We start from the raw sequence: 11,655 nt of genomic DNA, 5'->3' as shown, positions 1-11,655 counted from the left end.
CGTTTCGGTCCCATAGTCGGTCTCCTTTGTTGCAGTAAATGCTATCAAAGGAGCGGCATCAAACCGCGACAGATCCACAATCGATTTGGCTGCCCTCGAATTGACTGGCTCCCAAGCAACCCTTTGCGAAGACCTGTTGGCGCAATGGGCCGATTCTCATGATGAGATGTTCCTTGTTTGACTATCGAGGTTGCAGGTGTTGCACAGATACGTGTTTCACCGTTCGGTGGTCCAACCTATGGTTAACCTAGATATTGGATTGTTCCCGTACCTAAGAAGAGGACGGAAAAATGATTCACTTTCTTTACGGCGATGACCTGTCAAAAAAGCCGATTTTAACACACTCCATGTTCACGGATCGGGCAGAGCAGTTTCATGATCGGCTTGGTTGGGACGTCGCGGTCAATGCTCAAGGCGAGGAGCGAGACGAATATGACAGACTAAATCCCTTATACGTGATAGTCGCAAACGAACATGGCTTGCATGAAGCATCGATGCGGCTCCTACCCACTGTCGGCAGAACGATGGTCAACGACCATTTCATGCACATCACAAACGACGTGAAGATCCAAAGTCCCATCATCTGGGAATGCACACGGTTTTGCGTATCTCCGGGCGCAAAGCCCAATGCTTCGGCAAAGCTGATGGCGGCAGGCGGCAAAATCATGCAAGAGTTTTCCGTCGAGCACTACGTTGGTGTTTTTGACAGAAAGATGCTGCCCGTTTACCGCTTCATTGGATCGGTTCCGACAGTAGTCGGATGGTCTCAGAGCGAGAAAAACAAGATTGGCGTAGGTCTTTGGGAGTTCAACGCCGAAGAGTACTGTCGATTGCTGAGTGACTGTGGAATGTCATGGGCAGAAATGGAGCTGTATTTTGTGAATTCTGGACTGGGTGAAGACCTTCGAAGCGAGCCCAAAACGCTTGTTGCATAGCGAGCTTCGGGCGGCTCTGGGCCGCCCATTTTTTTCAAGGCTCTTAGCCTCCGCAAGTTGTTTCTCTACGTCACCAACGGACAAGCTTGAGGCATCCACACAACGGGCTTTTCAGGGCTTCGGGATGTGCGCCTCCAAAAGTTGAATTGAAGCACCATACAAGTATTTCGGCAAGGTTCGCTTTGGTGTCCTGCGGCGCAACCAAGAACATAGCTTCTAAACGGCATGTGTGGATGGCTCCTGCATTGCAAGAGATTTCTGTGATTGCGATGGTCTGTCAGTACAGTCGTGTGTCCGGCCTGTTGCGCGGCAGTTGCCACTGGCCTTGATGAGTTCCGCAAGTGAGGTTCCTATCGGCTAAACGACCTCTTAGGCCATGCCGTTCGACGGAGTGTCCTTACTCTTGGTTGACTTCGTTTCGCATCATCACATCAAGCGTCTTGCATCTCTTGGCAGGATCAGACGATCGGCTGCCGGTATTCCTCTTGTTTCGTCAGCAGTGCCCAGATGATCCGGGCGGATTTGTTGGCCATTGCTACAGTCGCCAGCCTGAAGGGTTTCTCGTCCAGTAGTTTAGCAGTCCAGGTGTCGGCTTTCTCAGGCTTATTCTTCGCCATCAGCGCCCGTGATGTCATTCCGACGATCAGCAGTTTTCTGATGTAACGGTCACCCTTCTTGGTGATCCGTCCGAGGCGTTCTTTCCCGTCACTGGACTTGTTGAGCGGTGTTAGCCCCAACCAGGCGGCCAGATCACGGCCCGTTTTGAACTGCCGAGCATCACCGATAGTGGCGACAACAGCAGAGGCCGTGATCGGCCCAATTCCGGGCATACGCATCAGGCGTCTTGCATTATTGTCCAGCCACGCGTGCTGTTCGATCAATTTGGTCAGACCATCGATCCGGGCATTGAGTCCCCTTAGTTGGTGGCACATCACGCTGAGAATGCCGTCTGCAATCTCGGGCATCTCCAATTGGTCTTCGGTGCTGTGTTCTCTGGCAAACTTGGACACAGCCTCGATGCCCGTTGGCAGGATATGTCCAAACTCTCGGAGGATGCTGCGGATCATGTTTGCGACCTGAGTGCGTTGTCGGACGACCAGATCCCGCGCCCGATGGATAGCAAGAACTGCCTGTTGATCTGCGGACTTGATCTCGACGAACCGCATGGTCGGGCGGCGCACGGCCTCGCAAATCGCCTCCGCATCAGCGGCATCAGTCTTGCCACGCTTCACATAGGGTTTGACGTAGACTGCAGGCATTAGGCGGACATCATGGCCAAGTTTGCGCAGCTCTCGACCCCAGTGATGAGCTGACCCGCAGGCTTCCATGCCCACAACACAGCGCGGCAGCGTCTCAAAGAACGTCAGTAGCTTTGCGCGTTTGATCTTCTTGTTGATGATCTTACGTCCCGTGGCCGAGACGCAGTGCACTTGAAAAACATCCTTGGCCAAATCCAGGCCTACAGTCTTTACTGTCATTGGGTGGCTCCTCTCATTGCAGTCGATAACAACTGCACTTTGGCACGTTCGATGCCGGTGGAGCAGGAGCCATCCACATCATCCGCAAAGGGCCGTCCACGTTTGAAATCGTGCATCTAATTCACGATGGATCTTCCGGCCTTCGCCATGGTTGACGCTAGAGCAGCACGCGTGAAGGGCTTGCTAAGAAAAAGCACCCTTCCGAGTGTGTCGCCTTCTTCGGGTCCGCCGGTATCGGCGTATCCAGACATGAGAACTACCCCAATCTGTGGGTGGCTAAGGCGAATTTCTCGCACAAAATCGGTCCCGCGCTGTCCGCCGGGAAGCACGACATCGGACAGGATCATCTGTGGAGCTTCTGAGGATCGACTGAGGACATCGTTCGCCTCTTCGACGCTTTCTGTCGCGTTGACGGAGTAATCCAGAGACTCCAAGAGCCGGGTTACACTGTCACGAACAGACAGGTTATCTTCTACAAGCAGGACCGTCTTGCCTTCTCCTAAAGGAAGATCATCGGATGATCCGCTGCAATCATCCTCTGGCGAAATTGCCGAACGCGGCAGAAAGAGGGTTACCGTCGTCCCTTGGCCAGAGGCGCTTTCAATCGCCATTGTCCCACCGGATTGAACGGCAAATCCATAGACCATAGACAGTCCCAGACCGCTGCCTGCGCCGAATTCCTTTGTCGTGTAGAAAGGTTCAATCGCTCTGCGTTGAGCATCAATATTCATGCCTGACCCTGTGTCTTGAAAACAGAGGCGCACACAGCCTTCAGTCAGTTGGGATGGGGCCAGTTCACCGAAAACGTTGTCCAGCTTAATGGTAATTTTTCCGCCTTCGGGCATGGCATCCCGGGCATTGGTTCCGAGGTTCAGCAACGCGTTGCTCAATAGACCTGGGTCTATCAAAACAGGCCATGTTTCTTCCGGGAGGTTCAATTCTACCTGAATGTCCTCTCTCAGCGTCCGTCGCATAAGTGCGACCGTCTCGCGGACAATGTCTGACGGAAAGATTGGCTTTGGAGCCAACGTCTGCTGACGCGCAAAGGCCAAAAGTCTGCGCACCAATTCAGCGCCACGATCAGACGATTGAACGATTGGATCGATCAGCTCTTTATTTGCACCGCCAGATATTTCCAGAAGTTCAGCGTGACCGCGTATTGCCGTCAGAAGGTTGTTGAAATCATGCGCGATACCGGCTGTAAGCTGGCCGACTGCTTCCAATTTTTGGGTCTGAAGCAGTCGTTCCTCATTCCGTTTCCTCTCTTCCAAGGCATCACGGCGTACAGCTTCAAGCAGCTCTCCCATGCGTTCGTTTTGGGTGTTGAGGATCGTACGCGCTTCGAATTCGGATACAAATACGCGCTCATGACGCTTGATGCTTTGAGAAATAATGATGAAGAAAGTCACGGAGACGAGTGCGAACGCCCAGAAGGTCGGCATCTCGGCGGTCTGGATGAAGCCAACAAACGATCCCACGAGGATTATTCCGCAAAATGCGTAAGCTGCAGCAGGTAGTGGATAGAGTGTGATCGCGCCTCCAGCAATCATGCCCGCCGCCAATGCAATCATGAATGACTGTAGGAGACCATCGGTTTCCGGAAGAATGATCAATCCCGGGTATGCCCACAGTGCCCCCAGAAACGCGGCCTGGAGCACGCTTCGCCTGTAAGTGCGACTGGAGAGTGTCTTGGGAAATGGTTTTCGACGTCTCATGAACTGTCTGAATATGACCCAGCCTGAAACGATCATCACAACCATCGACCAAAGGATGGCATCGACACGAATCTGCCTCTCAAACCAAAGGATCAAGAGTACCGACAAGGCGTTGGCGATATTCGCCCCCATCATTGTTGGTGTCAGTCTAGAGACAGCGTAAACGCGCCTCGCCAAGACCTTGCCATCTTCCACCAAGCCGGCTCGTTCAGACTCCAGCGTGTGTGGATTGGGCCCGCTGGAAGAGTTCATCTGTGATCCAATTTAGTATACCACGCTTGACAGAGTGCGGCGTATCGACATCAAAAATGCAACCCTAGAGTGATCCAAGTACCTATAGCAAGGCCACTGTCGAACGACTCGCATACTACGGTTTTAGGCGGGGACCTTTGGGCAGAAGGTCAGATCGTCCACAGATTGCGCGTTCGATCCTCAAAATCGTGCACCTTCATCGAACGGCACGTTCGCCAGGGCGCACTGCAACATCTGACCAAGTGTGTCCGTCGTCAGGGATTTTGGATCGGACGGCTTGGGCACCACGAGATCAGCACCGGCTTCAGCGAGTTGCTCTTTGAAGCCTGCAAAGGCGGAGTTGTCGACTGCTATGATCGTTGCGTCTGAGGAGGGTCCTTGCGTGCCCCGAAGGCGAGCAATGAAATGAGGGGCAAAGACTTCCAGGTGTTCCGCGTCAATGACTGTGATGTCGAAGCGCATTGTTCCAAAGGCCACTTCAATGTCGAGTTCATTGTTTAGAACGATAGAAGCCCATCCCATCTGTTCCAGCGCAGCAACAACTCTCTCTGCCTCGTCGTTTGGAAAACCCGCGAGCAATACACTAGGAGTGTCCGAAGTGCTACGATGCTGAGGTGCGCATTGGTTCTGTTCCATCTCTAGTTCCTATCACTCGCGAGAGCCAAGCTTGTTCGCCCAACCCTTCTCTTTTGATTTCATCTGTTTGCGGAGTTCGGTTTCAAGCGCGGCAGCCATAACTTCTGGCTCTCGCGGTTTCGCCATGCACCTGTCCGCCCCTCGTTGTTCGACGAGGAATGGAAATGCACCGGGCAGGAAACTCGATGTTGCGACGATCCGCGTTCCCGGGCCTTCGCCGAAATGGGTCCGTAGCAGCTTGATATTGTCCAGCGTGTTCGGGTCCATTGCGTCAATCTCCAATGACACGAGATCGACTCTCTCGCGGCAATTCAGATCCAAAAATGCATCCACAGTCTGGATGTGCTTCGCGCGAATGGAGCGGTCCTGCAGTTCGGCTACTAACATGTGCCCGTAGTCTGAGTCCTGCTCCACCACGAGAACGTGGGGCAGGCAGCGGTCCCAAGAAGGGATTTCTTGTTCAGTTACTTGCTTCAAAAGTATCCCTCCGGAGTTCGCATTTCTGGTTGCCGTTTCTACTGTCGTTGGCTCGGACCACAGATCGCAACTCCATACATAGATGGGAAGTACGTACTCCGCTGTTACGGCCTCTTGGGTTAGGCAAATGCCAACCCGGAAAGAGCCGTTTCCCTTTGCTTTGGGAGCTTTTTGCCATAAGTTGTGGGCGTGGGAGGGTAGGGTGAATGGTAGAAACGTCCGACGATTCCACAGATCTCTATGCGTGGCTAGAACGCGCCAGATCGGAAACGCTGCTCAAAGGTGGGCAGCGTAGATATGACTTGCTCGACTACCTGGTGCGGGAAGAGGTGGAAGGGCGTGGAGAAAATCTGAAAGCCTACGCCATTGCTCTGGATGTTTTGGGGCGCAAAGTGGATTTCGATCCCACGACTGACAGCATTGTCCGCGTCGAAGTTGCTCGCTTGCGCGACGCGCTTGAACTTCACTATGCGCGCTCGATGGACCCAAGCGAACCCAAGATCACCATTCCAAAAGGAAGCTATCGGCCGACAATCGAATGGAGGAACGACCACGTCGAGTTGAAGACTGTACGAACAAGCAGCAGAGTCTTTTGGCCCGTCATTTCGGCGGCTGTTGTTGTGGGCAGTGTTATCTTTGGCTGGTCTTTGTTTCAGAGGAGTGCGAGTGACCAATCGAACGAGGGAATTCCCATCCTACTTGCGTATCCTAAAGTAGAGCACTTGCCAAATGCGACTGCCGAAATTCTAACAAATTTCAGCTCTGATCTAAGACGATCGCTTTCCAAAAGAGCAACTCTTACCGTGTTAACCAACGACGGCGGGGAAAGCTCCTCTCACTACGAGTACGAACTGTATCTACGTGCTATCGGATTGCCTGAACCTGATCGCATCTCTGTAGAACTAATTGATGCCGAAACGTCTGCAATCGACTGGGCCGACGCCTACCAACTGGAAGCAAAACTCACAGCTGAAGGGCTTGGTGATTTGGTATCGCGTGTTTCTGATGACTTGTTTCCCCAGATTGTGAGCCGCTCCAAAGACGCGCTTGATGCCCGACCACTCGAAGAGCTCAATCCTTGGGAGTTGTATCTGCTGTCGACGTGGATACCTGGGTCAGCGCTGAGTACGCTCGACTGGGAAGTTCAACGCCGCGATATTGCAAGACGCGCTGTTGCACTCGATCCGCAATTGGGCCAGGCACACTCGGTTTTGGCTGACAAGTTGGCATACCTGTCCAGTGTCGATGAGAACTATCACAGCACAGAGGCGGTCGAATATGCGCATTTTCATGCGACACAGGCTCTTCAACTCGCGCCTAGGGATGCCAACACCCTCTTCAATCTGAGTATTCATCACTGGCATTTGGGTGAAAACCTCTCAGCGATACAGATGCTTGAGCGAGTAATTGCAATTGATCCAAAAAACGGATTCGCCGTATTCTTGTCAATGGTTTTCCCGTACACCTGTACCCCTGCGCCAGACGAAATCGTTGAAGCGGCAAGGGCCTTTGATAGCCAGTTAAAATCAGACAATCCAATTCGATGGGTCACGCTAACGTGGCTTGGCATGTTGTATCTCAATCGAGAAGAGTTTGAAGCAGCTCTGCAAGCCGAGAAGACGGCGCATTCCATTTTTCATACACCGGACACCGTCATGAGGCAGGCGGTCATATTACATGCCGCGGGGCGCAGCCAAGAAGCGGCGAAACTCATCGAAGACGAAAAGAACAATTGGCCCAACTTGAATCCAGAACATTTTGCCAAATTAACAATGCCGCGTCGATGCAAGTACGCAAGTGACCCTTCACGGCTTTTGTCACGTTACACTGACTTTGCCAGCGCAAATTGAACGTACGGTTTTCCAAGATTCCGGCTTGTAAGTAACACTTGAGTCACTCCGAAGTACGTGATCTGCGGCCTCCGTGGCGTTTTCTCGCTCATGAGTTGGAGGAATCGCTATGAAGATATTGTTTTATGGATCAGATGCGCTCCTGGCACGTGTACGTCGCCAAGTTAACGGGCAGTCCTGGGATATCTATCGCGCCGAGGACCCGGATCATGTCTTCGATTATGAAGACACACATTCGTTCCAAGCCGCTCTGTTCGGTCTTTGCGAAAACGATTTGGCCGTTCGCGCGGCAACTTGGAACGCGAAAAATGCGTTGGATATCCCCGTCGCGATCGGCCTTGCGTCTCAGGACCAAGTAATGAGCTTCAGCGAAAGAACGCAGAACGGTTTGGACATTGTGGTGCCAGAATGCGGCAATGATCGTCTCACCAAGCACCAATGCGACGCGATTCTGCGCTTCGCCAACGGTTCGCCAGCGGAAAGAATTTCATGTGGTGGCGTAAGTTTCCACATGGCAGACGATAGGTTCTCAGTTAACGGGCAGAGCATTTATCTGCCGTACAAAAAGCATAAGCTGCTTGAGCTTCTGTTTTTGAAACGCGGGCGCACTGTGACCAAGGAGATGGTGTTCAACCATCTTTATGGTTGGGAAGAGCCACCAGAAGCAAAAATCGTGGACGTTTTTATCTGCCAAATCCGGCGGGCGTTGCGCGAGGCTGGCCTTAAAGAGGAGTGCATTCAAACCGTTTGGGGCCAAGGGTATCGAGTGCCGGACAAATTGGACACAGAAGGTCGCAGCGCCGCATAGCTAGAGGGGGGAGGCCATTAGGTATAGCTAGAGGGGGAGGCCGTTAGGTATTGTTCAAGCAGTTGAACCGGACATTCGCTAGCGGCAGACGCCGCTATGAAACTTGGACAACAGCTCCGCGGACGAGGTTTGGAATTGGTCAGCCAGTTCATAAATTTCCGAGTCTGCTTCTGGGTAAGCGTCCGGTGTGGCTGCCCTGCTGAAGGGGTGCTAATGTCGGATAGTGTCCATTTAGCTAAGTGGACACTTAAGAGGCCGGGATGGCGAAGCGGCGCAAGCGCAGGAAGTGGAGTGATGATGAAAAGCGCATGATCTGTGCGCAGACTGTTGTTCCAGGTGTGTCGGTTGCTCAGGTGGCGCGGCGGTATGATCTGAACGCGAACCAGATTTTCAACTGGCTGAAAGACCCGAAGTTTGCGCCAGACACTCAGGCCGCCGAGGATGAGGCCAAGTTTCTGCCGGTGGAGGTGATTGCAGAGCCTTCACGGCCAGAGGCCATACCCGATGCAAGTGGATTGATCGAATTAGAATTGGCGAGCGGGCACCGCCTGCGGATCAGCGGCAACTATGATCCCGACGCAATTGCGCGCCTCGTGCAGCACCTGACATGATCCCAGTTCCGGCGAACACGAAGGTCTGGCTGGCTGCAGGTGTCACGGACATGCGCAAGGGGTATGCATCCTTGGTCGCTCAGGCAGAGAAAGTGCTAAAGCTCGATCCCTTCGCCGGGCATCTGTTTGTCTTCCGCGGCCGCCGGGGTGATCTCATCAAGATTATTTGGTGGGATGGTCAGGGCGCGTGCCTGTTCTCGAAGCGCCTCGAACGCGGCAAGTTTGTGTGGCCTGCCACCATGGAAGGCAAAGTCTCTTTGTCACCTGCACAACTGGCGATGCTTCTGGAGGGCATCGACTGGCGCACGCCAGGGCGAACTTGGAGACCTTTGCGGGCAGGATAGGATTTCTTACGCAAATCCAATGATGTAAGCTCACGCCATGATGGCCGAAGCGATGACATTGCCGGAAGACTACGGAGAACTCAAAGAGTTCACGACCCAGCTTTTGGCCGAGATCAAAGCACAGGCGATGCTCATCGAGAAGCTTCGCCACCAAGTCGCCGGGCAAAAGGCTTGGCGTTACGGCTCGACGTCAGAACAGACCAAACAACTCATGCTGGCGCTTGAGGCGAGTGAAGTGGCGGAGGCCGCAATGACGGCCAAGATGAAGCTCCCGCCGGGCGAACCCAAGGACAAACCGAAGCGCCGTCCGATCCCGGATCATATCCCGCGCAACAACATTCAGCTGTTGCCGCCCAAAGATCATTGCACATGTGGCGGAGCATTGCGTCAGATCGGCGAGGACGTGACCGAGGAACTGGAATACGTGCTAGGGCGGTTCGTCGTGAACAAGATCACCCGCCCGCGCTTTGCCTGCAAACGCTGCGAACAGTTCACGCAGGCAGTTCTACCATCGCGCCCAATTGAGCGTGGTCGCCCTGGGCCGGGTTTGCTGGCGCATGTGTTTGTCAGCAAATACGCAGACCATCTGCCACTGTATCGCCAGAGCCAAATCTTCGAGCGCGACGGGCTCGACCTTGACCGTTCCACTCTGGCGGATTGGGTTGGCAAGACAACGACACTTTTGGCCCCACTGGCTGACGCCATCAGCAAACATGTCATGAAGGGCAAAGCAATCTTCACCGATGACACGCCGGTCAACATGCTCGCACCCGGCAGTGGCAAGACCAAGACCGGTCGTCTTTGGGTTTATGCCCGAGATGAACGGCCATGGGGCAGCGATGTGCAACCCGCTGCCTGGTATCAGTTCTCCGAAGACCGGCGCGGGGCGCATCCCAAAGATCACCTCAGCAAGTACAAGGGCTGGCTGCACGCCGATGGATATGCCGGGTATGAGGAGCTCTATCGCGACCACGGCATCAAAGAGGTCGCCTGCATGGCCCATATCCGGCGCAAGTTTGTGGACGTGCATCGGTCTCAGGGCTCAAGCATTTCAGAAGAAGCCATCCTGCGGATCAGGCAGCTCTACGCCGTTGAGAAAGAGGCGCGCGGTTCGCCACCGGATCAGCGTGCCGCCATCCGGCAGGCCAAAGCCAAACCCATCTTCGATGACCTGCAGGATTGGCTGGGCAAGCAACTCACGACCATCTCAGGTAAGTCTCCTCTTGCCCAGGCAATCCGCTACGCGCTGACGCGCATGCGGCGGCTCAGACCTTACTTGGCCCATGGCACTCTGGAGCCGGACAACAACACAGCCGAACGCGCCATGCTGGCCATCGCTTTGGGCCGCAAGAACTACCTCTTCGTCGGATCGCCCGCCGGTGGTCGCGCCGCTGCTGTGGCATACACGCTCATCGAGACGGCAAAACTAAACGGTGTCGATCCCCAGACTTGGCTCGCAGACACCATCGCCCGCATCCCCGACTACAAGATCACGAAAGTGCAGGAGTTGCTGCCTTGGAACTAATGTTGCCGAAGCGCAGTTGGACGATTGCGGTCGCAATGACCGCATCCACGCCAGCTGCGGCAGAAGTCTGTGACAAGGTCCGGCCCGCCTGGAACCCTGCTGATGGCCCGGTCACCCAATTTGACGACTTGGCCTTGTTCTTCATTGAACCGTTGGGCCTGATTGTTTTGGTGCTCGCCATCGCCGCTGTCTTGCTGCGGAAAATCTGGTTTACAGTCTTCGTCGTCACGCTGCTGGTTGCAACCATCGCCCTAAACATCAGCACCTGGGTTGAAGCCGATGACGTTACCAACTTCGCCCTCTCAGAGGGCTGCATCGCCGCACCTGTGCTGACGACCACCACTTTGGTCGCTATATGCGCCATCTTCTCGGTAGCGACTTGGCATAGCTCAAGACGTCGCAGACAAGCAGGCTGACCGGACGCTTACGCTTCTGGCATAGCCTATTTGAATTCTTCTTAGCTCAGGGAGATCAGGCATTGAGCAGCCACAGCGCTCGGCTCTTTGAAACTTCTACACAAAATGTAAACGACCCGTCGCGTAGGGTGGTGCCACTTAATCGGAACCGTCGTGGACAAAAATGCATATTCCTCTTAGTCGAGACGAAATTGCGGCTTTTCTTGAGGTCGCTCCGAAACAAGTTGATCTGCTTTGGAGTAGAGAGCTTTTACAGAGGTCGCTCCACTGCACCCATCGTCCTGTTGCATCTCTGAGCTACTCTACTATCTACGATATTCTTGAATACGCGCTGGCAGCCGGAGTCCTTCCCGTCAGGCTCTCCAGAGAATGCGCAGCCCTATGGATTTCTCAGCTTGCAGAATTGGACGAATGGGACGTGTTTGAGAGCTCGTCAATCGCTCAGAAAACCAAGCTAATGATGGAGAGCGCGATAGATGACGGTCTAGCTGAAAAGAGCGGGGATCCGTTAGGTGTTGTCTACGTCATACTTAATGCTCAAACTCTTCTATTTGAATTGTGTTCCGAGCTCAAAATTGCCAGCTGATGCCAGCGGCGTAAGCCTTTGG

12 protein-coding genes are annotated in these 11,655 nt (G+C 53.9%); 8 read left to right on the top strand and 4 right to left on the bottom strand.

What is annotated here, in order from left to right; all coding sequences use genetic code 11:
• Positions 1-290: 290 nt before the first annotated feature.
• On the top strand, positions 291-935 hold the full coding sequence (locus Q1A89_RS23045; protein ID WP_299734037.1) for an acyl-homoserine-lactone synthase: 645 nt from the start codon (positions 291-293) through the stop codon (positions 933-935).
• A 458-nt stretch (positions 936-1,393) separates the two neighbouring features.
• Here Q1A89_RS23045 and Q1A89_RS23040 read toward each other — a convergent pair whose 3' ends face one another.
• From Q1A89_RS23040 to Q1A89_RS23025, 4 genes are all read right to left on the bottom strand, one after another.
• Positions 1,394-2,413: an IS110 family transposase gene (locus Q1A89_RS23040; RefSeq protein WP_299734036.1), complete on the bottom strand. Its 1,020-nt coding sequence runs from the start codon at positions 2,411-2,413 to the stop codon at positions 1,394-1,396.
• Between the two features lie 116 nt (positions 2,414-2,529).
• A complete protein-coding gene (locus tag Q1A89_RS23035; protein WP_299734034.1) occupies positions 2,530-4,380 on the bottom strand; it encodes an ATP-binding protein in 1,851 nt (616 codons plus the stop codon).
• 180 nt (positions 4,381-4,560) lie between these two features.
• Complete coding sequence (locus Q1A89_RS23030) at positions 4,561-5,016, bottom strand: hypothetical protein (protein WP_299734032.1); 456 nt, start codon at positions 5,014-5,016, stop codon at positions 4,561-4,563.
• Between the two features lie 12 nt (positions 5,017-5,028).
• Positions 5,029-5,493, bottom strand: coding sequence for a hypothetical protein (locus Q1A89_RS23025; RefSeq protein WP_299734030.1), 465 nt, complete (start codon positions 5,491-5,493; stop codon positions 5,029-5,031).
• 206 nt (positions 5,494-5,699) lie between these two features.
• On the opposite strand from Q1A89_RS23025, the gene Q1A89_RS23020 reads away from it, so the two are divergent.
• The 7 genes from Q1A89_RS23020 to Q1A89_RS22990 all read left to right on the top strand — a co-directional run bounded on the left by Q1A89_RS23020 (position 5,700) and on the right by Q1A89_RS22990 (position 11,633).
• Positions 5,700-7,343: a hypothetical protein gene (locus Q1A89_RS23020; RefSeq protein WP_299734028.1), complete on the top strand. Its 1,644-nt coding sequence runs from the start codon at positions 5,700-5,702 to the stop codon at positions 7,341-7,343.
• Between the two features lie 109 nt (positions 7,344-7,452).
• The gene (locus tag Q1A89_RS23015; protein ID WP_299734026.1) at positions 7,453-8,151 is read left to right on the top strand and encodes a winged helix-turn-helix domain-containing protein; all 699 of its coding nucleotides are present in this window, start codon (positions 7,453-7,455) and stop codon (positions 8,149-8,151) included.
• Between the two features lie 260 nt (positions 8,152-8,411).
• The gene (locus tag Q1A89_RS23010) at positions 8,412-8,762 is read left to right on the top strand and encodes a transposase (RefSeq protein WP_299734024.1); all 351 of its coding nucleotides are present in this window, start codon (positions 8,412-8,414) and stop codon (positions 8,760-8,762) included.
• Positions 8,759-9,106, top strand: coding sequence for an IS66 family insertion sequence element accessory protein TnpB (gene tnpB, locus Q1A89_RS23005; protein ID WP_299734022.1), 348 nt, complete (start codon positions 8,759-8,761; stop codon positions 9,104-9,106). Before Q1A89_RS23010 ends, tnpB begins: the two co-directional genes overlap by 4 nt.
• Positions 9,107-9,143: 37 nt before the next feature.
• A complete protein-coding gene (locus tag Q1A89_RS23000; RefSeq protein ID WP_299734020.1) occupies positions 9,144-10,631 on the top strand; it encodes an IS66 family transposase in 1,488 nt (495 codons plus the stop codon).
• A gap of 35 nt (positions 10,632-10,666) precedes the next feature.
• The gene (locus Q1A89_RS22995) at positions 10,667-11,047 is read left to right on the top strand and encodes a hypothetical protein (protein WP_299734018.1); all 381 of its coding nucleotides are present in this window, start codon (positions 10,667-10,669) and stop codon (positions 11,045-11,047) included.
• 163 nt (positions 11,048-11,210) lie between these two features.
• On the top strand, positions 11,211-11,633 hold the full coding sequence (locus Q1A89_RS22990; RefSeq protein WP_299734016.1) for a hypothetical protein: 423 nt from the start codon (positions 11,211-11,213) through the stop codon (positions 11,631-11,633).
• Positions 11,634-11,655 lie beyond the last annotated feature (22 nt).

Origin of the sequence: uncultured Tateyamaria sp. (assembly GCF_947503045.1) — a bacterium.
GTDB lineage: Bacteria > Pseudomonadota > Alphaproteobacteria > Rhodobacterales > Rhodobacteraceae > Tateyamaria.
This window is presented reverse-complemented; position numbering and strand designations above follow the sequence as displayed.